General features: G+C 75.2%; 20 protein-coding genes. 12 read left to right on the forward strand and 8 right to left on the reverse strand.

The window, feature by feature from the left end:
- Window positions 1-21: 21 nt before the first annotated feature.
- From ACZ7RU_RS15805 to ACZ7RU_RS15815, 3 genes are all read left to right on the forward strand, one after another.
- On the forward strand, window positions 22-285 hold the full coding sequence (locus tag ACZ7RU_RS15805) for a hypothetical protein (protein ID WP_470341504.1): 264 nt from the start codon (window positions 22-24) through the stop codon (window positions 283-285).
- 347 nt (window positions 286-632) lie between these two features.
- Window positions 633-1,025 carry a hypothetical protein gene (locus ACZ7RU_RS15810; protein WP_470341505.1) on the forward strand — a complete coding sequence of 131 codons (393 nt, stop codon included), beginning with the start codon at window positions 633-635 and terminating at the stop codon, window positions 1,023-1,025.
- Window positions 1,026-1,212: 187 nt separating this feature from the next.
- Window positions 1,213-2,442 (forward strand): trans-sulfuration enzyme family protein, encoded by a 1,230-nt coding sequence (locus tag ACZ7RU_RS15815; protein ID WP_470341506.1) that lies wholly within the window; start codon window positions 1,213-1,215, stop codon window positions 2,440-2,442.
- A gap of 163 nt (window positions 2,443-2,605) precedes the next feature.
- Here ACZ7RU_RS15815 and ACZ7RU_RS15820 read toward each other — a convergent pair whose 3' ends face one another.
- Entirely contained in the window at window positions 2,606-3,220 is a 615-nt protein-coding gene (locus tag ACZ7RU_RS15820; RefSeq protein WP_470341507.1) for a PP2C family protein-serine/threonine phosphatase, read from the reverse strand.
- 602 nt (window positions 3,221-3,822) lie between these two features.
- Here ACZ7RU_RS15820 and ACZ7RU_RS15825 point away from each other — a divergent pair.
- Window positions 3,823-5,046, forward strand: coding sequence for an ROK family protein (locus ACZ7RU_RS15825; RefSeq protein ID WP_470341508.1), 1,224 nt, complete (start codon window positions 3,823-3,825; stop codon window positions 5,044-5,046).
- A gap of 154 nt (window positions 5,047-5,200) precedes the next feature.
- Window positions 5,201-5,734 (forward strand): hypothetical protein, encoded by a 534-nt coding sequence (locus ACZ7RU_RS15830; RefSeq protein WP_470341509.1) that lies wholly within the window; start codon window positions 5,201-5,203, stop codon window positions 5,732-5,734.
- 266 nt (window positions 5,735-6,000) lie between these two features.
- On the opposite strand, the gene ACZ7RU_RS15835 is transcribed toward ACZ7RU_RS15830, so the two are convergent.
- Both ACZ7RU_RS15835 and ACZ7RU_RS15840 read right to left on the reverse strand, forming a co-directional pair.
- A complete protein-coding gene (locus ACZ7RU_RS15835) occupies window positions 6,001-8,331 on the reverse strand; it encodes a tetratricopeptide repeat protein (RefSeq protein WP_470341510.1) in 2,331 nt (776 codons plus the stop codon).
- A gap of 56 nt (window positions 8,332-8,387) precedes the next feature.
- Window positions 8,388-8,864: a hypothetical protein gene (locus tag ACZ7RU_RS15840; protein WP_470341511.1), complete on the reverse strand. Its 477-nt coding sequence runs from the start codon at window positions 8,862-8,864 to the stop codon at window positions 8,388-8,390.
- A 345-nt stretch (window positions 8,865-9,209) separates the two neighbouring features.
- Between ACZ7RU_RS15840 and ACZ7RU_RS15845 the strand changes: the two genes are divergently transcribed.
- Together ACZ7RU_RS15845 and ACZ7RU_RS15850 are read left to right on the forward strand one after the other, a co-directional pair.
- Window positions 9,210-10,424: an NAD(P)/FAD-dependent oxidoreductase gene (locus ACZ7RU_RS15845; RefSeq protein ID WP_470341512.1), complete on the forward strand. Its 1,215-nt coding sequence runs from the start codon at window positions 9,210-9,212 to the stop codon at window positions 10,422-10,424.
- The gene (locus tag ACZ7RU_RS15850) at window positions 10,421-11,338 is read left to right on the forward strand and encodes an RNA polymerase sigma-70 factor (RefSeq protein WP_470341513.1); all 918 of its coding nucleotides are present in this window, start codon (window positions 10,421-10,423) and stop codon (window positions 11,336-11,338) included. The genes ACZ7RU_RS15845 and ACZ7RU_RS15850 overlap by 4 nt, the downstream gene beginning before the upstream one ends.
- Window positions 11,339-11,535: 197 nt before the next feature.
- Here the strand turns inward: ACZ7RU_RS15850 and ACZ7RU_RS15855 are convergent, their stop codons facing one another.
- The 4 genes from ACZ7RU_RS15855 to ACZ7RU_RS15870 form a co-directional block, all read right to left on the reverse strand.
- Window positions 11,536-11,931 carry a hypothetical protein gene (locus ACZ7RU_RS15855; protein WP_470341514.1) on the reverse strand — a complete coding sequence of 132 codons (396 nt, stop codon included), beginning with the start codon at window positions 11,929-11,931 and terminating at the stop codon, window positions 11,536-11,538.
- A gap of 177 nt (window positions 11,932-12,108) precedes the next feature.
- Entirely contained in the window at window positions 12,109-13,014 is a 906-nt protein-coding gene (locus tag ACZ7RU_RS15860; protein WP_470341515.1) for a ketopantoate reductase family protein, read from the reverse strand.
- 51 nt (window positions 13,015-13,065) lie between these two features.
- Window positions 13,066-13,338 carry a hypothetical protein gene (locus ACZ7RU_RS15865; RefSeq protein WP_470341516.1) on the reverse strand — a complete coding sequence of 91 codons (273 nt, stop codon included), beginning with the start codon at window positions 13,336-13,338 and terminating at the stop codon, window positions 13,066-13,068.
- 181 nt (window positions 13,339-13,519) lie between these two features.
- Window positions 13,520-14,047, reverse strand: coding sequence for a hypothetical protein (locus ACZ7RU_RS15870; protein WP_470341517.1), 528 nt, complete (start codon window positions 14,045-14,047; stop codon window positions 13,520-13,522).
- Window positions 14,048-14,293: 246 nt separating this feature from the next.
- Between ACZ7RU_RS15870 and ACZ7RU_RS15875 the strand changes: the two genes are divergently transcribed.
- The 3 genes from ACZ7RU_RS15875 to ACZ7RU_RS15885 all read left to right on the forward strand — a co-directional run bounded on the left by ACZ7RU_RS15875 (window position 14,294) and on the right by ACZ7RU_RS15885 (window position 17,904).
- Window positions 14,294-15,058, forward strand: coding sequence for an ABC transporter ATP-binding protein (locus ACZ7RU_RS15875; protein WP_470341576.1), 765 nt, complete (start codon window positions 14,294-14,296; stop codon window positions 15,056-15,058).
- Window positions 15,059-15,063: 5 nt separating this feature from the next.
- Window positions 15,064-16,455 carry an FtsX-like permease family protein gene (locus ACZ7RU_RS15880; protein ID WP_470341518.1) on the forward strand — a complete coding sequence of 464 codons (1,392 nt, stop codon included), beginning with the start codon at window positions 15,064-15,066 and terminating at the stop codon, window positions 16,453-16,455.
- A 168-nt stretch (window positions 16,456-16,623) separates the two neighbouring features.
- Entirely contained in the window at window positions 16,624-17,904 is a 1,281-nt protein-coding gene (locus ACZ7RU_RS15885; RefSeq protein ID WP_470341519.1) for a sensor histidine kinase, read from the forward strand.
- Between the two features lie 84 nt (window positions 17,905-17,988).
- On the opposite strand, the gene ACZ7RU_RS15890 is transcribed toward ACZ7RU_RS15885, so the two are convergent.
- Entirely contained in the window at window positions 17,989-18,657 is a 669-nt protein-coding gene (locus ACZ7RU_RS15890) for a response regulator (RefSeq protein WP_470341520.1), read from the reverse strand.
- Window positions 18,658-18,844: 187 nt separating this feature from the next.
- Here ACZ7RU_RS15890 and ACZ7RU_RS15895 point away from each other — a divergent pair, with 187 nt between their 5' ends.
- Window positions 18,845-19,279, forward strand: a complete 435-nt coding sequence (locus ACZ7RU_RS15895) for a MarR family winged helix-turn-helix transcriptional regulator (protein ID WP_470341577.1) — start codon at window positions 18,845-18,847, stop codon at window positions 19,277-19,279.
- A complete protein-coding gene (locus ACZ7RU_RS15900) occupies window positions 19,279-20,709 on the forward strand; it encodes an MFS transporter (protein WP_470341521.1) in 1,431 nt (476 codons plus the stop codon). Before ACZ7RU_RS15895 ends, ACZ7RU_RS15900 begins: the two co-directional genes overlap by 1 nt.
- The last annotated feature ends 207 nt before the right edge of the window (window positions 20,710-20,916 follow it).

Consider the following 20,916-nt stretch of genomic DNA (forward strand, 5'->3'; position numbering starts at 1 on the left):
CCGGGCCGGGGAGGCGGAGCCGTGATGGAGAGTCAGCGCAGTCCCGAGGGCGCCGGAGACCGGACGGACCCGGAACCGGCGGGCCGGGACGTCCGGTGGGTCTACCAGCCGGTCGAGGTGCACCTCGGCGGCGGCACCTGGGCGGTCGGCCGGATCAGCGCGTGGTGGCAGGACGCGGCCGGGCGGCGCTGGTGCCGGCTGCGGGTCGGCCGCAGCGGACAGCCCGCGCTCTGGCAGCCGTTCGACCCGTCGCGGATTCAGCTGCTGCCGGTGTCCGGGCTCTGAACGGGCCCGGCCGGGACGTCCCGGCGGCGCCGATCGGAGATCCCTGTCGTCCCTGCGAGCGGCCGGGGCGTCTGCGTCGGCGGCAACTACCGCGATCCGTGCGGCTTCCGGATCGCCGTTCCCGGCTCCGGGGGAACCTTTGCGGCCGGACGCGGCGTCATCCTCCGCAGTCGCCACGCGCCCCCGTCGAAGCGGCGGGGTCGCGGGGCCCGCGGCCGGAGCCGGTCCGGGTAGGGACCGGCGTTTGGATTTTCACACTGCCGTGGAAAAGCAGTGGAGCATACTGGGCGCGGATGGGAAGACCAGCTGGTCAGACCATGACTGCCTGGACTCGTATGAGGAGCACGATGACTGATCGGATCGCACGTTCGATAGCCGGCGCCCTGGTGGCCCTGCTGGCCGCCGTCGGCCTCACCGCCGCGGCTTCGGGCGCGGCGGCGGTGGCCGCACCCCGAACCGTCGCGGCCGCCGCCGCGAACCCGGGCGCGGCAGGCACGCAGGGCGCGGGTGCCGAGGCCGTGGACTCCGGCCGGGAGGTCCGCACCGAGGCGCGCGCCGCGGCCGCCGTCGACGCCGCTCACCTCGCGTCCAAGGACGAGAAAAAGAAGAAGAAGAAGGGTTTCTTCGCCAAGCTGGGCAAGTTCCTGCTGGTCGTGGTCATCCTGCTCATCGTGCTCGTCGTGCTGCTGATCGTCGGGATCGTCTACGCCGCCAAGCGGATCTTCAGCCGACGCAAGTAGCCGCGAGGAGGCCGGAGGTGAGCCGCACGCGGTCCGCATGCGGAGCCCTGGGAGGGCCGCACGCGGCCGCGCCCCCGGCGTTCGTCGGCGTCCTCCGGACAGTGGAGCCGGAACGACCATCCGACCAGGGCCACTTGTCGGCGATTGGCCCTGGTCGGGGGGCCGGGGCGGCCCGAGGATGAGCGCCATGAACGACTTCCACCCCGACGGGGCCCCGCACGCCACCTCCGGTACGAACGACGGGTTGCGCCCCGAGAGCCGGGTCGTCCACCCGCCGCTCGCCGAGGTGACCGGCAGCCGTCCGCTCGGCGTCCCGCTGCACCAGGGCCACCTGTTCGCCTTCGACACCAGCGAGGCGCTCACCGAGGCCCACGGCGGACCGGACGGCGCCTTCTTCTACAACCGCTTCGGCAACCCCACCGTCCGTTCGCTGGAGCAGGCCGTCGCCGGACTGGAGGGCGGCACGGGCGCCCTCGCCACCGCCTCCGGCATGGGCGCGATCAACACCGCGCTGCTCGCCCTGCTGCGCGCCGGCGACCACGTGATCGCCCAGCGCAGCCTGTACGGCGGCACCGTCAGCGCGCTGACCGACCTCACCGAGCGCTGGGGCGTCGAGGTCACCTACGTGAGCGGCGACGACCCCGCCGGGGTGGACGAGGCGCTGCGGCCCAGCACCCGGGTGCTGTTCCTGGAGACCGTCTCCAACCCCACCACCCGGGTCACGGATTTGCCCGGGCTGATCGCCGTCGCCCGGCGGGCCGGGGTGGTGAGCGTGGTGGACAACACCTTCGCGACCCCGCTGCTGTGCCGCCCGATCGAGCACGGCGCGGACATCGTGATCCACTCCGTGACCAAGTACCTCGGGGGGCACTCCGACGTGCTCGGCGGGATCGCCGTCTTCGCCGACCCGGAGCTGCACCACCAGGTCTGGCGGCGCTCGCTCGAACTCGGCGCCTCCGCCGACCCGTTCGCCGCCTGGCTGACCCTGCGCGGCATGCAGACCCTCGCCCTGCGGGTCCGCCGCCACTGCGAGACCGCGCTCGACCTGGCCGGCCGGCTCGCCGCCCACCCCGCGGTCACCGCGGTCCACTACCCGGGCCTGCCCACCCACCCCGACCACGAGCGCGCCCGCCGCCTGCTGCCCGACGGCCACGGCGGCGTCCTGGCCTTCGACCTGGCCGGCGGGCGCGAGGCGGCCACGACGTTCACCGAGTCCGTCCGGCTCGCCTCGCTCGCGCCCTCGCTGGGCGACGTGCACACCCTGGTGCTGCACCCGGCCAGCACCTCCCACCGGCAGCTGTCGGACGAGGAGTTGGCGGCGGCGGGCATCGGCCCGGGGACGGTGCGGGTGTCGGTCGGCATCGAGCACCCGGAGGACATCTGGGCGGACCTCCAGCGGGCGCTGGCGAAGGTGTGAGCCCGGAGGGGGAGCCGTCGGGGCAGGGGAGCCGGGAGGACCGGCGCCGCGTCGAGTTCGACGCCGCCGCCCGTCCGCCCGGGTCGGCGGTCCGGTCGGACCCTTCCGCGGCGGCTGCCCCGCGTTCCGGAGGATGCCGGACGCGGGCGTGCCCGGCGGCCCGTCAGCGCTGCCGGGGCCGGGCCACCAGGAGGGCGATGTCGTCCTCGGCGGCCTGGGCCTGGGCTTGGGCCGGGGCGAGGGAGTCGAGGACGGCGTCGAGCAGGTCGTCGAGGTCCCCGGTGGCGGGCAGGCGCAGGGCCGCGAGGCGTTCCCGGGAGACGTCGATGTCCTCGCCCCGGCGCTCGACCAGGCCGTCGGTGTAGAGCAGCAGAGTCTGGTCCGGGAGGAGCGGGTGGGCGGTCTGCTGGTAGCCGCCGAGCCCGGTGCCGAGCGGCGGGCCGGTGGGGACGCGCAGCAGCTCGGTCGGACGGTCGCGGGCGATCAGGGCGGGCGGCAGGTGGCCCGCGCTGGAGAAGGTCCAGCGGCCGCGGCCCGGGTCGGCGAGGGCCAGCAGACAGGTCGCGGGTCGGGCGGAGTCGTCGGCCGGGATGACGTTGTCGAGCCGGTGCAGGATCCGGTGCGGCGGCAGGTCCATCCCGGCGAGGTCGCGCAGCGCGGAGCGGTAGCGGCCCATGTCGACGGCGGCCTCGACGCCGTGCCCCATGACGTCGCCCATCGCCAGCAGGGTGCGGCCGAACGGCAGCCGTACCGTCTCGAACCAGTCGCCGCCGACCACCGAGGTGCTGCCGGAGGGCAGGTAGCGGGAGGCGAGGGAGAGGTTCTGGTGCGGGTCGCCCGGCTCGCTGAGCAGCGCGGCCTCGTCCGGGGTGAAGGCCGGGACGGCGGCAGTACGTCCACGGTGGCGAGGTCGGCGAGCCGGTCGCCGCTGTTGTCATCGCCGGGGATCGCTTCCGCTGTGACCGCCGTTGTGACCGCCGGTGATCGCGCCGAGCCGCGCGGCGAGGGCTGCCGCGGTCGCCGCCGGGGACCGGGAATCGGGTTTCGCGGGCCGTGGGCCCTCCGCTCGGTTGCCGTGCCGGAAGTGCGTACACCCATGATCACGCGCCCGGGTGCGGCACGCCCACAGGTGGGTGAGACGTTGACTGGCCGGAGACGGTTGTTGTAAAGCGCGGTCGTGCGGATACGGCAGGCGAACACCGGATGATCACCGGTCATACTTGGGCGGCGGCGTCCGACCCGGGACGCCGCCGGCCGGACCGGGCCCACCGGGCCGTACCGTACCGACCCGACCGGACCGTGCGGACCCGTACCGACCCGACCGACCTGGTCGACCGACCGACCCGACCCGCGCCCGCGGAGCCAGACCGGAGGAACCCGATGAGTCCCCACCAGCCGACCAGTCGACGGGCGGCCGGGGTCCCCGGAGTGCCGTGGAACCGGCAGCGGCTGCGCAGCAACAACGAGTGGCTGCTGCTGGAGCTGCTGCGCACCGGCGGCGGATCCTCGCGCGCCCAGCTGGCCCGGGACACCGGTCTGTCCAAGCCGACCGTCTCGGCAGCGCTGGCCGAACTGGAGCGGGCCGGTCTGGTCCGCGAGGCCGGGCTGCTGGCCCCCGAGCGCGGCCGTACCGCCGTGCTGTACGAGGTCGACCCGACCGCCGGGCACGTGCTCGGCGTGGACATCGGCCGGGCCCGGCTGCGGGTCGCGGTGGCGGACCTGGCGGGGACGGTGGTCGCCCGCCGGGACGTGGCCAACCGGGGGCGCTCGGCGAACGCCGTCGCGGATGCCGTGGTCGCCGCCGCGCACGAGGCGATCGCCGAGGCGGGCCCGGCCGCCGGGGACATCGTGCACGCGGTGATCGGCACCCCGGGGGTGTGGGACGAGCAGCGTCGTGGGGTGCGCTACGCCAGCAGTCTGCCCGGCTGGGGGAGACCGGGGCTGTTCGACCGGATAGCGGAGGGCCTGGGGGCGCCCGTCTCGGTGGCCAACGACGCCAACCTGGCCGCGCTCGGCGAGTACACCCTGGGCGCCGGGCGGGGCAGCCGGATGTTCGCCTACCTGCTGGTCGGCACCGGGCTCGGGCTGGGCGTGGTGAAGGACGGCGAGCTGCTGCTCGGCGCGCACGGCGCGCTGGGCGAGATCGGCCTGGTCCCGCTGCCCGGGCGGGCCGGCGAGCCGACCGTGACCATCGAACAGGACGCCGCCGCCGACGCCGTGGTGCGCGCTGCCCGGGACTTCGGACTGGACGGGGAGTCCGCGGCCCGGCAGCTGACGGCGAAGCAGGTGTTCGAGCGGGCCCGGGCGGGGGAGGCCGCCGCGGTCCGGGCGGTGGAACGGGAGGCCGAGCGGCTCGCCTACGCGGTGGCCGTGCTCTCGGCCGTCCTGGACCCGGACCTGGTGGTGCTCGGCGGCGGGATCGGCAACAGCGCGGACCTGCTCCTGGAGCCGCTGGAGCGGGCCCTGCACCGGCTCGCCCCGATGCGTCCGACGCTCGCGCCGAGCCTCCTGGGGGAGGAGGCGGTGCTCCTCGGCGCGGTCTCCACGGCGTTGGAGACCGCCCGCCCCGAGGTGTTCGAGCGCCGGACGGCGGGGCTGCGCTGACGGTCGGTCAGGGGGATCGGGCGGCGCGGGGTGGCGACGCTCGGTGGCCGGAAGGTCTCGATCTGCAAACGAGTGGGGGTTCCGTGGACGGTGCGTGTGCGATTCCTGTTTCAATCGCACGACTCGTCCAAACGGAACGGAGCGTTCTCCTCCCATGTCTTCACGGATACCCGGTCGCCGCCGGGCCGGCCTGGCCGGATTCGCCGGACTCGTCCTCACCGTCGGTCTGGCGCTGACCGGTTGCGACCCGTCGGCCGCCGACGGCGGTGCCAAGGCCTCGGCCACGCCGACCGTCGCCGCCACCACGGCCCCGTCCGCGCCGACGACCCCGCCGGCGACGTCCGCCGCGCCGGTCCCGGCCAGCACCCCGCCGGCCCAGCCGGCGCCCCCGGCGCCGGTGGTCACGCCCCCGCCCGCCGAGCCCCCGGCCCAGCCCAGCGCCAAGCCGCAGCCGCCCGTCACCAAGGCGCCGCAGCCGAAGGTGACCACCGCCCAGCCGCCGACCGACCCGGAGCCCCCCGCGGCGGCCGGTGCCGGAACCGGGTGCGAGATCCGCTCGAACGCGGGCAACTGCTACGAGGCCGGGCAGTTCTGCCGCACCGCGGACCTGGGCAGGAGCACCCACGACGCCGGCGGCCGGATGATCTACTGCCGGATGGTCAGCGGCAAGCCGCACTGGCAGGCCTGAGCCGCCCGGGCCGGGCGAGGGCGGTCAGTACAGCGCGTCACCCATCGGGACTCGTCATCCGTGACGTAGGCGCGGATCGAGGCGGGGTACTGCCGGCGGCCGACGCCACCGTGGTCGCGGGCAGTGCCGTCGATGTTCCGGCCGCGCACCAGGCACCGTCCATCGAAGTTGACGACTGAGCACCAGCGCTGGAAAGAGCTGACCGCCTCCGACCGCCGGCCCGGCTGCCCGCGCCGGCCGCCACCGGGGTAAGCGGCCGGCAAGGGCTACCTCCTCCGGAGCCACCCCCTGCGCCGGGACTGTTCCCGCCAGTACGCGAGTGCCTGCTGGGTGGTCGCGAGGTCGGGATGGTCCGGGCGGAGGACGCGCAGTTGCTCGTCCAGCAGGTCGGAGAGGAGGGCCACCGCGCCGCGAGGGTCGCCGGACTGGCCGCGCCGGCGGGCGAGGGCGGCGCGGGTGCGGAAGATCGCGGACCGGTCGGTGCCGGTGGCCACCGCGTACGGGTTGGCCACCGGGTACCGAGTGCCCCGGGCGATCTCGCGTGCCTCCAGGCGGAGTTGGTCGTCGAGCAGGTCGGTCAGGACGGTCACGGCCCCCCGTGCGTCGCCCGACTCGCCCAGCCAGTGGCCGAAGCGGAAACGGGTGTCGAAGGTGCCCGGGTCCTGCGGCCCGTGCATGCGGAGCTGCTCGTCGACGAGCCGGCGGTACGCGACCGCTGCCCCGGCCGCGTCTCCCGCCCTGCCCTGCCACTCGGCGGCGGCGCGGCGCAGGGCGAAGTCGGGCGGGCCCGTCCGTCCGCCGACGGCCGCGAGGTAGCCGTCATCGGCGAGCAGGTCGCGATAGACGAGTGCGACGCCCGGCAGGTCGCCGGCCTGTTCGAGCCAGTAGGCCAGACGGTAGCGCAGCTCGGTGACCTCCTCGACCAGGCGGATCCGCTGGGAGGGGTACAGCTCGTACTCCGGTGCCAGCAGGGCCAATTGCTCGCCGATCATCCGGCGGTACTCGGCGATCGCGGCGGCGAGGTCGCCGGATTCCGCCCGCAGCCGGGCGATCCGGCCGCGCAGCTTCGTCACCGACTCGTGCCGGGCTCCCAACCGGTCGGCCGTCGTCGGCAGCAGCGCTACGAAGTAGTCCAGTGCGGCCTGTGGCCGGCCGTCGTCCGCCAGCGTGTCGCCCACCCGGAGCACGAGGTCGTGCAGCTCCTGGCCGGTATCCCACCCGTACCGAAGCCCGGGCTCGCCGGAGCCCAGCATCAGGGCCGGGGCGTTGCGGATCAGCGCCTCGACGTTGGAGCGCAGCACGTCCGGAGGGAAGTCGAGGGCGCGCGAACGCAGGTGCGGAGCCTGATCCCTCGGGGGCACCAGGAAGAACGTCATCGAGTTCGCCTGGTCCGCCGACGTCCGGGACGCGACGAAGAGCTGGTCGGCGGCCACGTCGGCCAGCTCTGCGGCCCGGCTCGCGGGCACGCCCTCGCGGACGGCTCGCTGCACCATCGGGTGGACCCGCACCGACCGGTCCCGGTCCGCCGGATCGTAGTCGAGCAGGTTCCACCGGTGCAGCAGCGCGAGCGTCTGGTCGGCGCGCTCGTCCGGCGGCGCGTCCTGCGCCGGGCGGTCGGTCCGCTGCCGGTCGAGGTACTCGACCGCGGTGCTCAGCACGGCGGCCGGGATGCCGTCGCAAGCCAGCGGCGCCACCAGTTCCAGCAGCCTCCGCGCCGTCCCGACCGGCGCCAGGGCGTCGGCGCGCTCCAGCGCGAGGTCCCAGGCGTACGGCAGCGGCAGGCTCTGCTCGTCCGGCAGTCCGCCCGGGTCCGGCACGAGGTCGGCCAGCCGCCGACCGCCGTCGCCGAGCAGGCGCAGGTAGTCGGCGCAACTCAGACCGGTGCTGCCCAGGTAGGCGGCGGCCTGCGCGAGTGCGAGCGGCAGGTGTCCCAGCTCGCGGGCGAGCGCTTCGAGGTGCTCCGGCGGCTCGGTCCGGCCGGACGCGGCGAGCACCGCGGTGAGGTAGCCGAAGGCCTCGGCGGAGCTGAACGACGGCACGGTGACCACCTGTCGGCCGAGCCCCTCGCGGGCCACGTCCCGGCGCCAGGTGGTGACCAGGGTCCGCCCCACGGGCTGGTCCGGCGGCCAGAGTCCGCGCAGGTCGTCGGGGTCGACCAGACCGTCCAGGACGATCAGCCGGCGAACCGTCTCCCCGGCCCCGCCCGGCCGGAGCCAGGCCAGGAACTCCCGCGCGCCCTGCTCCGGATCGGCCGGGTCACTACCGGTGATCTCGGCGATGGCCTGGGCGTAGGCGGTCAGGATCGCCGCGCGGCTGCCGGCGGCGACCCAGACCAGCAGGTCGAGTCGCCCGGCCTGCCAGGCGGTGCGGGCCTCGTTCGCGGCCAGCTGGGTCTTGCCGGCCCCGACGGCGCCGACCAGTATCCGGCAGCGCGCAGGGGCGTCGGGATCGTCGAGAACGGCCCGGCGCTGGAAGCAGTGCGCGGTGTTCGGGACCGCCCCGACCCGGTGCGGCCAGGCGGCCGGGGCATGCCGGCCGGCGTAGTAGGCCACCTGGTCGGCGTGGCCGACGGCGAAGCTGTGGTTGCTCGCCCGCACGCCTGTGAGCGGCGGCGGTGGCGAGGCTTGTGACGGGCTCGGCGTCGCCGGTCCGTTCAGCCCTGGAACGGATCCGGCACCTGAGGGTGGCCGATCTGCACGCCCCCGTGGATCACACCGGCGGCGACCGAGCCTTCCTGGGCGCTGATGTGCACGTTTCCGCCGACCGCCATCCCGCCGGCCCCGGCCGACACCTGGGCCTGGGCCGCGCTCTCGGCCAGCAGTTCGCGCAGCGCCTCGCCGGCGCGCTCGCGCTCGTCCTCCGGCAGGTTCTCCAGGAACGCCTCGAACCGGGCCTGCCAGGAGGCCTCCTGACGGATCCGGAGCTGCTCCAGCTGCCCGCCCTCAGCTGCCGCGAGCTCGGCGGCGGTGCGACCCAGCCGCTCCAGCTCGGCTCTCTCCCGCTCGGTGTCCCCGCGCCCGAACCAGGCGGCCACCCGGCCTCGGAACCCCTCCCATGCCTCGGTCCCCGCCGCGGTCATCACCGCCGTCCCACCGGTCATGGCCAGCGCGGTCAGTGCCTCGGGCAGCATGCCCAGTCCCCCTCGTCGACAACCGTGACCCCGACCGTACCGCGAGCCGGGCGCCGTGCCCAGGCGGATATTCACGCGGCTGCGCAGGCGGACGAAGGCGGGTGACCGGCTGTCAGGGGTGACCACTGAGCGGGCTCACGATGTGCCCGGCGGCGACCAGCGCCAGGATCTCGGGGAAACACCCGCGCGGCCGGGCCCCGAGTGACGGGGCGTCCACCCGGGTGCGCCCGACCTCCATCGTGGCGTGACGCGGGTCACATCGGCTCCATGTCACGAACGGAAGGGCAGCTCGCGTCTGGTGGTCGTCCGCACGGCGGGAACGACCGACACGAAGGAGACAGAGCGATGAACGCGACAGCGACAGAGCGGCAGCACGAGGTCCTGGTCCTGGGCGCCGGCTACGCCGGGCTCTCGGCAGCGATCCAGCTCGCCGCCCGCAGCAGGAAGCGCGGTGACCTGCGAGTGACGCTGGTCAACCCGTACGACACCTTCACCGAGCGGCTCCGGCTGCACATGACCGCCACCGGCCAGGAGACGGCCGAGATGAACATCCCGGAGCTGCTGGACGGCACCGGGGCCGGCTTCGTCCGCGGCTGGGTCACCGCCGTGGACGCCGAGGCGAAGACCGTCCGGATCGACGACGACCGGGTGCTGCGCTACGACACCTTGGTCTACGGCCTGGGCAGCATCGCGGACACCGCCGCCGTCCCCGGCGTCGACGACCACGCCTACACCCTCAACAGCCCGGAGGACGCCGCCGCCCTCGCCGACCGGCTGGCCCGGCTCGACGGCGGCACGGTCGTGGTCGGCGGCACGGTCGTGGTCGGCGGCAGCGGCCTCACCGGTGTCGAGGCCGCCGCGGAGATCGCCGAGCGCCACCCGCGACTCCAGGTCGTGCTGCTGGGCCGGCAGGAGCCGGGCGCGACCATGCACCCGAAGGCCAAGGCCCACCTGGACGCGGCGCTCGCCCGGCTCGGCGTGCGGGTGCGCAGCGGCGTCGAGGTGGCCAAGGTGCTGCCGGACGGGGTCGAGCTCGCGGACGGCTCCGGCGTCCCGGCGGCCGCGGTGCTGTGGACCAGCGGCACCAGGGTGTCCCCGCTGGCCGCGGCCGCGGGCCTGGCCGTCGACGAGCGCGGCCGGGTGGTCACCGACAGCGCGCTGCGCTCGGTCTCGCACCCGGAGGTCTACGCCGTGGGTGACGCGGCGGCCATCCGTCAGGGCTTCGGCGTGATGCACGGGACCTGCCAGAGCGGCATGCCCACCGGCGTGCACGCGGCGCTGTCGATCCTGCGGGTGCTGGCCGGCAAGGAGCCCAAGCCCTTCCGCTTCGGCTACTATCACACACCCGTCAGCCTGGGCCGCGGCGACGCCGTCGTGCAGTTCACCCACCCCGACGACAGCCCGCGCCGGATCGTGCTGACCGGCAAGCGGGCCGTCAAGTACAAGGAGACGGTCACCGCGGCACCGTGGCCGACCTTCGCCCGCATGAAGAAGATGCCCGCCTCGGGCGCCCTCTGGCCGCACGGCGGCCGCTACACCCGGATCAGGAGCGCCAAGTGACCCAGCCGCAGCAGGCCGACCCCGACCAGCTCGCCTTCCAGCAGTACCGCACCCTGCTCTTCTCGGTCGGCTACCGCATCCTCGGCTCCGCCGCCGACGCCGAGGACGTGGTGCAGGACGCCTGGCTGAAGTGGTCGGCGGCCGACCGTTCGCAGGTCGCCGACCCCAAGTCCTATTTGACGCGGATCGTGTCCAATCTGGCGATGGAGCGGCTGCGTTCGACCCGTCACCAGCGCGAGACCTATGTCGGGCCGTGGCTGCCGGAGCCGATCCTCACCGGCCCGGACACCGCCGACGGCGTCGCCGCCGCGGACTCGGTCTCGATGGCCCTGCTGGTCGTCCTGGAGTCGCTGAGCCCCCTGGAGCGCGCGGTCTTCGTGCTGAAGGAGGTCTTCGCCTTCAGCTACGCGGAGATCGCCCAGGCGGTGGAACGCTCGGAGGCGGCGGTGCGGCAGGCCGCGCACCGCGCCCGCGAGCACGTCCAGGCCCGCCGACCCCGCTTCACCGCGGACCCCGCACGCCAACGCGACGTCACCGAGCGGTTCTTCGCGGCGGCGACGGGCGGCGACATCAACACCCTGATGGAGCTGCTCTCCCCGGACGTGACGCTGTGGACCGACGGCGGCGGCAAGGTCCGCCAGGCCCTCAAGCCGGTCGTCGGCCTGGAGACCGTCGCCGGTTGGTTCGCCGCCCTCGGCACCGCGACCTACCAGGGCATCGAGCCGGACCAGATGCGGGCGGAGCTCACCTGGATCAACGGCGGCCCGGGACTGGTCTTCCGCGGCCCGGACCGCGTGGTCGCCACGATGACCTTCGACTTCGACCCGGAAGGCCGCATCCGGACCATCCACAACGTGGCCAACCCCGACAAGCTCCACGCCGTCGCCGACGGCGCCCGGCACGAACTCGCCTGAACCGCCGACCGCACCGTCGCGCGGCCGGACCGGAGCTGCGCCGCGCCGCCCTCGCCGAAACGCACGGGCTTGTGCGGCGCTCCCGCCCTCGGCCGAGGTGGCGTACCAGGCGTGGTGTACGGGTGGTGCGCTCCCGGCCGGGCCGGTGCGTCGGCCGGGAGCAGATGGAACGGGCAGCGGGGAGCGCGCCCGGTGCGTCAGGCGTCGGCGCAGGCCTTCCCGATGTCGCCGGCGGCGGCGGTGATCGGCCTGAAGTCGGGCTGCTTGCCCTTGGCGACCCGGTCGATGGCGTCGTTGACGGCCTTGGAGAGCCGGTCGGCGGCCGCGTCGACGTTGCCCCCGCCGTCCTGGCGGATCTTCTTGGCGTCCTCGGCGACCTTCCGCAGGGCCTCGACGGTGTGGGTGCGGCGGCTCTCGTCGGCGAGCTGTCCGACGTTGACCGCCGAATCGGCGAGGTCCTGGACGTCGCCGGTGAGGCTGATCGCCCGCTTCCCGCAGTCGAGGGCCTGGTCGGCGTCGCAGGCGGTGAACAACGGGGCCGCGAGCAGCAGTGCGAGCGTGGTGGCGGCCAGACGGTACGGCTTCCTTGTCATGTCTCTATCCCTCCCGTCGTGTCAACGCCCGTCCGCCGTACGGATGTTCCGGAGGAGCGCGTGAGCCGTGGGGAAGGTCTTCACCAGTGACCGGAGATGATGTTCCGTCAGTTTCCGAGGTCTTCGCGGCGTTCACCCCGCCGGTGGTGGCCGGTGGGGTGAACGCCCGGTCGGGCGCTACTGGTCGGCGGGCGCGGACAGGTCGCGGACCAGGCGGGCGATGGTCGGGACGGCCACCCCGTGCGTGTCGGCCGCCCGCAGGACGGCGCCGCCGATGGCGTCCAGCTCGGTCGGCCGGCCGGCTTCCACGTCGCGCTGCATCGAGGACTTCATCGTCCCGGGGATGCGGTCGAAGGAGGCGAGCAGGGTCTGCGTGTCCGCCGGTGCGCCGACCGCCCGGGTGACGGCGCCGATCTCGTCCAGGACGGCGAGGAGTTCGGCCCGGTGCTCGGTGCGCACGGTGCCGATCCCGCTCGCGTGGCGGGTGGTGAGCAGGGCGAACGGCGCGAGGAAGGCGAGCTTGCTCCAGAGCATCGCCGTCTCGTCCTCGCGCAGCGTGACGTCCAGCCCGGCGTGCCGAAGTCGCTCGGCGAACTCGGCGACGGCGGAGGAGGGTTCGGCGGTCGCGCCGAGCTCGACGGTGGCGAACGGACTGGTGTGCTCGATCCGCCCGGGCGCCGTCCGGGTGGCCTCTACCCGGATCGTTCCGGCCACCACCCGACCGGCCGGGTAGCGCTCACGCAGCAGTGCCATGTGGTCCAGGCCGTTGAGCAGCGGCACCACGATCCCGGTGCCGAGCGCCTCCGGGGGCATCCGGTCGAGCGCGGCGGCCAGCGCCGTCTCCTTGACCGTGACGAAGGCCGCGTCGACCGGCTCGCGCAGTTCGGTCGCGGCCTCGACCCGGGCGGTGAACTCGCCGAACCGGGCGCTGCGGACGTGCAGTCCGTCCCGTGCGACGGTGGCGGCGGTCTCCTCGCCGGCCAGGCAGACGACCCGGTGGCCGTCGCGGGCGAGCAGCCCGCCGATCAGTCCGCCGACGCCGCCCGGTCCGAGGACGGCGACGGTCAGGGGCGTGGTGGTCATGGTGACTCCCGTGGGTGGATGGGGTACGGGTGGAGCGGAGGGCGGGCGCGGCTACCGGGACTCCCAGGAGAAGCGGCCCTCCAGGCCGTCCGGGCCGAGGAAGCCGAAGCCGTTGCCGTAACCGAAGTCGAGGAAGTACGGATCGCCCTCGTCCGGGGCGTCCGAGAGGGCGACGAGGTACCGCCAGGTCGCCGGGAGCCGGGCCCGGCCGTTCGGGTGGGACGGGTCTCCGCCGAGGTGGTCGTGCGCGTGGTCGCCGTCCGGGAACGGGACCTGCGGGCCCTCGTCGCGCAGGTACCGCTGGAAGGCGGCCCGTTGGTCCATCGCCCGGTCCACGTCGTCCGACAGCGGTGCCAGGTCCAGGTGGTACTCGACCGGGGTGCGCTCACCGTCGGGCCCGCAGCGCCAGAGGGTACGGCCCCGGGCGCCGGGCGCGGCGACAGCCGGCGGCGGGGGAGGAAGGCGGCGTCGTGCGGTCCGGCGGCGGTGCCGGTCGGGAGCGGGATCACGCGGTGGCCTCGGCGGACGTGGTGGGGGCGGACAGGGAGACGACGTCGAAGGTGAACGGCTCCGGGTGGCGCGGCTTGCGGCCCGGAGCGGCCGGCCGTCGCCGGGCGCCGGGTGCGCGGTGGAGGTGGAGCGTGTCGTGGCGGAGGCTGCCGCCGACCGGGTCGGGCACCGGCAGGCCCTCGGCGCGCAGCGCCTCGACCAGCTCGTGCGCCGGCCAGCCGAGCAGGTCGACGCCGTGGTAGCCGACCGGGCAGGCCGGCCGGTCGTCGCTCGGGTTCCGGCCGACCACGACGCTGCCGAGGCGGTCGCGCTCGTCCGCGCAGAGCGTCACGCCGACCCCGGGCAGCTCCAGGAACAGCGCCCACCGGCAGCCGCAGACGAAGGTGTCCCGCACCCCGTGGGGCAGCAGCTCGCCGTGCGGGGCCAGGAGCGTACGCACCTCCGCCTCGGTGAGCCCGAAGCGGAGCTCGGGCAGCGGGGCGGGCAGCCGGACGCCTCGGCCGGGCAGCAGGTCGATGGTCACCGGGTCATGATCGCCCGTCGGGCGGCCGGACCGGTAGGCGGGGGTGGGAGCCGGGGTGGGGAGCCGGGGATGGGGACGGCCGGAACGGGGCGGGCCGGGAGAGCGCGCGCCCGGGCCCGCCGGCCCCGCGCCCGGCCAGAGGGGTGTAGCACCACCTGCGGGGTTCGGTTTTCCGAACCCCGGATTCGGGTGCCAGCACAATCGATCTCCCGGCCCCGGACGCCCACGATGGAGGGCATGAACGGGATGACGACAGCCGCCGCCACGGCGGCGTACGACGGGGTGACGGGCGCGGCCCTGAGCGCGGCCGGGCTGCACCGGGAGTACGGGCGGGGCACGGCGGCCGTACGGGCGCTGCGCGGGGTCTCGGTGGGCTTCGCGCCGGGGACGTTCACGGCGGTGATGGGGCCGTCGGGCTCCGGCAAGACCACCCTGCTGCACTGCCTGGCCGGGATGGACCGCCCGACCAGGGGCAGCGTGCGGTGGGGCGGCACCGAGGTGTCCGGCCTGCCCGAGCGGCGGCTGGCGGAGCTGCGCCGCACCCGGGTGGGGTTCGTGTTCCAGGCCTTCAACCTGATGCCGGCGATGACGGTCGCGCAGAACGTCGAGCTGCCCGGGCGGCTGGCCGGGCGGCCACCGGAGCGGGCCCGGGTGCGCGAGGCGCTGGCCCGGGTCGGGCTGGCCGGGCGCGAGCGGCACCGGCCCGGGCAGCTGTCCGGCGGACAGCAGCAGCGGGTGGCGATAGCCCGGGCGCTGGTCTCCCGGCCGGAGGTGCTGTTCGCCGACGAGCCGACCGGTGCGCTGGACCGGGCCACCGGGCAGGAGATCCTCGAACTGCTGCGCGCGGGTGTCGACGCCGACGGGCGGACGTGCGTGATGGTCACCCACGACCCGGTCGCCGCCGGGTACGCGGACCGGGTGCTGCTGCTGGCCGACGGCCTGCTGGTGGACGAGCTGACCAGGCCGACGGCCGCGCAGGTCGGCGAGCGGCTGAGCCGGTTGGGCGGGTGAGCGTGATGGGCAGTCCTGTCCTGAGCCTCTCGGCGGGGCAGATCCGCCGCCGTCCGGCCTCCTTCGCCGGACTGGGAACGGCACTGTTCCTGGCGGTGGCGGCCGTGACGCTGTTCGGCTCGCTGGTCGCCGCGCAGGTCACGGCGCCGGCCGCGGTGACGCGGGCGCCCGTGTCCGGACCGGGCCTGGTGGTGATCGCCGGGGCGTTCGGCGAGATCGCCGTCCTGGTCGCGGTGTTCGTCGTGGTCAACGCGCTCGGCTTCACCCTGCGCCAGCAGCACCGCGACCTGGCCCTGCTGCGCACCGTCGCGGCGACGCCCCGTCAGATACGCCGGGTGGTGCGCGCGCAGGTGGCCGCGACCACCCTGCTGGTGGCCGTGCCGGGCGGCCTGGCGGGCTTCCTCGCCGCCCGGGCCTTCCTCACCGCGCTTCAGCGGCGCGGCATGGCCGCACCCGGGCTGCACATACCCGGGGCGCCGGTGGCGGCGCTGGTCGGGCTCGCGGTGGCCCTGCTGGTCGGCCTGGCGGCCACCGCCGTCGCGGCCCGCCGGATCACCCGGCCCGCCCCGGCCGTCGCACTGACCGAGGGCGCGGGCGGGCCGGGGCGGACGGGTGTGCCGAGGGTGCTCGCCGGGCTGGCGGTGCTCGCGGGCGGCGGGCTGCTGCTGCGGCTGGCGGCGAGCCGTCCGGCCGGGGAACCGGACAAGGCGGGGCAGGCCTCGCTGCTCGGCTCGCTGGTGCTGCTGGTCGCGGTCGGGCTGCTGGGGCCGGTGGCGGCGCGGGTCCTGGCAGCCGTGCTCGGTGCACCGGCCCGGGCGCTCGGGTCCCGGGCCGGCTGGCTGGCGGACGCCAACCTGCGCGGCTACGCGGCCCGGCTCTCGTCGGCGGTGGTGCCGGTGGCGCTGCTCGTCGGCCTCTCCGGCACCATGCTGATCCTGACCAGCACCGCCGAGCACGTCGCCCGGGCGACGGGTACCGCGGCCACCGTCACCAAGGAGAGCGACGTCTGGCTGCGCGAGATGGAACTCGGGCTGCTGGTCTGCTTCGCGGCGGTCTCCACGGTCAACACCCTGGTGGCGCTCACCGCCGACCGGCGCCGCGAGTTCGCGCTGCTGCGCCTGGTCGGGGCGACGCGGGGGCAGCTGCTGCGGATGCTCTCCGTGGAGGCGGCCCTGACCACGGCGATCGGGGTGCTGCTGGGTGCGGCGGTGGCGGGCGCGGCCTCGGGGGCGTTCAGCCTGGCAGTGACGGGATCGGCGGTGCCGGTGGTGCCGGTCGCGGCGTGCGTCTGGGTGGCGCTCGGTGCGGCGGTGCTCACCGTGCCGGGGATCATGGGCACGGCGCTGTGGGCGGTCGGCGGTTCGGCGGTGGAGTCGACGGGCGGGGAACGGGGGTGAGGCGAGGGAGGCAGGGCTCGACGGCGGGCGGGACACGGGGTCGGGTGTGATGGTCGTCCGACGGGCCCGACCGCACGGAAGGGCAGGTGGGTGCGGTGCTTCCAGGGGTGTGCCTGGTGGATGCTGGGGCCGGTCGGCGGGTGAGTGAGTGAGTGAGTGGTGAGGTGGATGGTGGCTGAGCGGCGGCGGTACTGGTCGGTGCGAGGCGGTGAACTGGCCTTCGCGGTGCTCGGGTTGCCGCTCGGGGTGCTCGGCGGGGCGTACGCCGTCGCCGTCCTCTACGCCGGGGCGTTGCTGTCGCTGACCGTCCTGGGCCTGCCGTTCGTGGTGGCCGCGCTGCTCGGGGCGAGGCGGCTCGGAGGGCTGCACCGGTGGCTGGTCGGGCGGCTGCTCGGGGAGCAGGTGCCTGCACCGCCGCCGCTGCCGCGCCCGTCCGGGGTGGTCGCCCGCGGCCGGGCGGTGCTGACCGACCCGGTGGCCTGGCGGACGCTGCTCTACCTCCTCCTGCGGCTGCCGCTGGGCGTGCTCGGGTTCCTGGCCGTGGCCGGACTTCCGCTCGGCGGGGTCTGGCTGGTGGGCTTCCCGCTCTGGGTACGGCTGATGGAGCCGGGCCCGCGGCCGGTCGGCCTGCTGGACCTGGGCGCGATCCCGGTCGGCCTCGCGGTGCTCGCCGTGGTCCCCGCCGCGGTGCGGGCGCTCGGCGGAGCGAACCGTACGCCGGCCCGTACCCTGCTCGGGCCGGTGCGCTCGCAGCAGCGGGTGCGTCAGTTGGAGAACGCCCGGGCCACCCTGCTGGCGGAGAACACCGATCGGCTGCGGCGCCTGGAACGCGACCTGCACGACGGCACCCAGGCGCAGCTGGTCGCGCTCGCCATCACGCTGTCGCTGGCCGACGACGTGTTGGCCGACGACATGCTGGCGGACGGTGTTCCGGCCGGGGGCGGAGCCGACCGCTCGGGCGGGCCGGGCGGTCCGGACCTCGGGCGGCTGCGCACCCTGGTCGAGCGGGCCCGTGGGCAGACCGACGACACCATCACCGGCCTGCGCCGACTGACCAGGGGCATCCACCCGGTGGCGCTGGACGGCGGGTTGGCCGAGGCGCTGCCGGGGCTGAGCGCCACCTCGCCGGTGCCGGTGGACGTCCGGCTGGACCTGCGGGAGCGTCCGGAGGAGGTGATCGAGCGGGCCGTCTACTTCTGCGCGGCCGAGCTGCTGACCAACGTGGCCAAGCACAGCGGCGCGCGATCGGCGGAGGTGAGCGTGAGCGCGGCCGACGGGAGGGTCCGGCTGACCGTGCGCGACGACGGGCGCGGCGGCGCCGCGATCGGCGCGGGCACCGGGCTGGCCGGGCTGGCCGAGCGGCTCGCGGCGGTGGACGGGACGCTACGGGTGGACAGCCCGCCCGGCGGCCCGACGGTGGTCGGTGCCGAGCTGCCGGCGCGGCTCTGACGGGGAGTCACGAGCGAGGAAATTCGGGGCCGCTGGCTTCGGGGCGTGCCCGCCCTCGGGGGCGTTGCCTCAGGAGGTGCCGGCTCAGGAGGTGCCGCTCTCCGCGAGGTAGGCGAGCACGGCCTTGACCCGCCGGTTGTCGGCGTCGGTCGCGGGCAGGTCGAACTTGCCGAACACGGCGGCCACGTGCTTCTCCACCGCCCGCTCCGAGACCACCAGCCTGGTGGCGATCGAGCGGTTGGAGTGCCCCTGCGCCATCAGCTCCAGCACCTCCCGCTCGCGCGGGGTGAGCGCGTCCACCCGGCTGCGCCGCCCGCCGTGCATCAGGCCGTTGACGATCTCCGGGTCCAGTGCCGTACCGCCCGCGGCGACCCGGTGCAGGGCGTCCACGAACTCGGAGGTACGGGCCACCCGTTCCTTGAGCAGGTAGCCGATGCCGGCCGCGCCGTCGGCCAGCAGCCGGGCCGCCCAGGCGGTCTCGACGTGCTGGGAGAAGACCAGGATGCCGACCTCGGGCCGGGCGGCCCGGATCTCCACCGCCGCCCGGATGCCCTCGTCGGTGTGGGTGGGCGGCATCCGGATGTCCACCACGGCCACGTCGGGCCGGTGTTCGGCGACGGCGGCGGTCAGCTCGGGCGCCGTGCCGGCGGTGGCGACCACCGCGCACCCACGGGCGGTGAGGAGTTCGACCATGCCGTCCCGGAGGATCACCGAGTCCTCGGCGAGGACGACGCGAAGCTGCTTGTCGATCATGCCGTCATTATCCGGGCCGGGCCCGTCGCTCCGGGAAAACCTTCAGTCCAGGCTGGACAGTTCAGGCTGATGAAATTACCGTGAGGTCGTGACCGAGAAGCGAACCGCCCGTGCCGCCGCCGCGGCCCGTCCAGCCCCGGCCGACTCCGTGGGATCCGCCGAGTCCGCCGGGTCCGCAGAACCCGTGGTGCCCGGGGTGCCCGACACCGCGGCGCTGGCCGCCCGGGAGCTGCGCGCCGTCTTCAGCCGGCTGCGCCGCACCCTCCGGGAGGCGAGCGGCACCAGCGACCTGACCCCCTCCCAGACCGCCGTGCTCAGTCGGCTGATCAACGACGGCCCGGCGTCCGCCAGCGTGCTGGCCGCCGCCGAGCGGGTCCGCCCGCAGTCGATGGCCGCCACCCTGGCCGCGCTGGAACAGCACGGGCTGGTCGGCCGCCGTCCCGACCCCGAGGACGGCCGCCGTCAGGTGGTCAGCCTCACCGAGGCGGGCCTGGCCCACGTCGCGGACAGCCGCCAGGCCCGCCAGGAGTGGCTGACCCGGGCCATGGCGGAGCAGTACACCGAGGCCGAGCGCGCCACCGTGCTGGACGCGTTGGCCCTGATGGACCGGCTGAACCGGTGATGAGCGGCCCGGTCGCCCGGCCGGCCCGACTCAGGGCCCGCCGCCGGCAGCCCGCTCCGGACAGCGGGTTCGACCGTCGGCTGATCGCACCGATGGTGCTCGGCTCGGTGCTCAACCCGGTCAACTCGTCGATGATCGCGGTGGCCCTGGTGCCGGTGGGCGCCGCCTTCGGCGCGCCGCCCGCCGAGACGGCCTGGCTGGTCACCGCGCTCTACCTGGCCACCGCCGTCGGCCAGCCCGTGATCGGGCGGCTGGTGGACACCCACGGCCCGCGCCGGCTCTACCTCGCCGGGACGGCCCTGGTCGGCCTCGCCGGACTGCTCGGAGCGCTCGCCCCGTCGCTCGGGCTGCTGATCGCCGCCCGGGTGCTGCTCGGGCTGGGCACCTCCGCGGCCTACCCCGCCGCGATGCACCTGACCCGCAGCGAGGCGGAGCGGACCGGGCAGTCCAGCCCCACCGGGGTGCTGACGGTGCTGGCGGTCGCCAACCAGACCGTCGCGGTGGTCGGTCCCACCCTCGGCGGTCTGCTGATCGGCGCGGGGGGCTGGCGGACGGTCTTCGCCGTCAACGTCCCGCTGTCACTGGCCTGTCTGGCGCTCGGCGCGGCCCGGCTGCCCGCCGCCCAGCGCCACCCCGACCGCAGTGACGGCCCTGACCGCCCCGACCGCCTCGACTACGCCGGGATCGCGCTGTTCGCGGTCCTCCTGCTCGCCCTGATGCTGTTCCTGATGAACCCGGACCCGGCGCGCTGGTACCTGCCGGTGCTCGCCGTCCTGGCGGCCGTCGGCTTCGCCGTTCGCGAGCGGCGGGCCCGCACCCCCTTCATCGACCTGCGAGCGCTCGCCGGAAACCGCCCGCTGATCGCCACCTACCTGCGCCAACTCCTCGGCTACACCGCCGTCTACGCCTTCCTCTACGGCTACACCCAGTGGCTGGAGGAGGGACGCGGCCTGTCCGCCGCCACCGCCGGACTGGTGCTGCTGCCGCTCTCGCTCACCGCGCTCACGGTCGCCGGAACCACCGGCCGCAGCCCGGGCGTGCGCGGAAAGCTGCTGGTCGGCTCCGCCTGCCAGATCGCGGCCTGCGCCGTCCTGCTGCTGGTCCACGCGAGCAGCCCGGGCGCCCTGCTGATCGGCGTCGGCGTACTGGCGGGCGTCTCACAGGGGCTGATCGGCCTCGGCACCCAGACCGCCCTCTACCACCAGGCGGACCCGACCACCATCGCCTCGGCCGCCGGGCTGCTCCGCACCTTCATGTACCTCGGCGCCATGGCGGCCTCAGCCGCGAACGCCGCCTTCTTCCCGCACGGCGCCACCACCGGCGGCCTGCACCACCTCGCCCTGTTCATGCTCGGCAGCGCGGCCCTGCTCCTCCTCCTCACCCTGCCCGACCGTTCGCTCAGCCGACCGGCAGGGCCTGGGGGAACCTGACGGCATGATGTCAGGCACCCCGGTTGTGCCTGGATGTCCGGTTCAGCACCATGAGCCCTGACAGGTGCCGGCGGGCAGGCAAGAGGTGCACGGTGGAGCCGAACAGCCTCCGAGTGCGCGTGTTGGGGCGCAGGTCGCCGGGTGCCGGTCCGGGACCAGGACGGCCCGCCGGGCCGGGGAGGTCGGGCGGGCCGTCCGGGGGCGGGG

The sequence above is a fragment of the Kitasatospora sp. NPDC114501 genome (assembly GCF_055633695.1).

Excerpts from the sequence above, each read along its gene's own strand:
- ACZ7RU_RS15845 (WP_470341512.1), top strand. The coding sequence starts at position 9,210 with ATGAACGCGACAGCGACAGAGCGGCAGCACGAGGTCCTGGTCCTGGGC.
- ACZ7RU_RS15810 (WP_470341505.1), top strand. The coding sequence starts at position 633 with ATGACTGATCGGATCGCACGTTCGATAGCCGGCGCCCTGGTGGCCCTG.
- ACZ7RU_RS15875 (WP_470341576.1), top strand. The coding sequence starts at position 14,294 with ATGACGACAGCCGCCGCCACGGCGGCGTACGACGGGGTGACGGGCGCG.
- ACZ7RU_RS15840 (WP_470341511.1), bottom strand. The coding sequence starts at position 8,864 with ATGCTGCCCGAGGCACTGACCGCGCTGGCCATGACCGGTGGGACGGCG.
- ACZ7RU_RS15815 (WP_470341506.1), top strand. The coding sequence starts at position 1,213 with ATGAACGACTTCCACCCCGACGGGGCCCCGCACGCCACCTCCGGTACG.
- ACZ7RU_RS15900 (WP_470341521.1), top strand. The coding sequence starts at position 19,279 with ATGAGCGGCCCGGTCGCCCGGCCGGCCCGACTCAGGGCCCGCCGCCGG.
- ACZ7RU_RS15865 (WP_470341516.1), bottom strand. The coding sequence starts at position 13,338 with ATGGACCAACGGGCCGCCTTCCAGCGGTACCTGCGCGACGAGGGCCCG.
- ACZ7RU_RS15825 (WP_470341508.1), top strand. The coding sequence starts at position 3,823 with ATGAGTCCCCACCAGCCGACCAGTCGACGGGCGGCCGGGGTCCCCGGA.
- ACZ7RU_RS15890 (WP_470341520.1), bottom strand. The coding sequence starts at position 18,657 with ATGATCGACAAGCAGCTTCGCGTCGTCCTCGCCGAGGACTCGGTGATC.
- ACZ7RU_RS15855 (WP_470341514.1), bottom strand. The coding sequence starts at position 11,931 with ATGACAAGGAAGCCGTACCGTCTGGCCGCCACCACGCTCGCACTGCTG.
- ACZ7RU_RS15880 (WP_470341518.1), top strand. The coding sequence starts at position 15,064 with ATGGGCAGTCCTGTCCTGAGCCTCTCGGCGGGGCAGATCCGCCGCCGT.
- ACZ7RU_RS15885 (WP_470341519.1), top strand. The coding sequence starts at position 16,624 with ATGGTGGCTGAGCGGCGGCGGTACTGGTCGGTGCGAGGCGGTGAACTG.
- ACZ7RU_RS15860 (WP_470341515.1), bottom strand. The coding sequence starts at position 13,014 with ATGACCACCACGCCCCTGACCGTCGCCGTCCTCGGACCGGGCGGCGTC.
- ACZ7RU_RS15830 (WP_470341509.1), top strand. The coding sequence starts at position 5,201 with ATGTCTTCACGGATACCCGGTCGCCGCCGGGCCGGCCTGGCCGGATTC.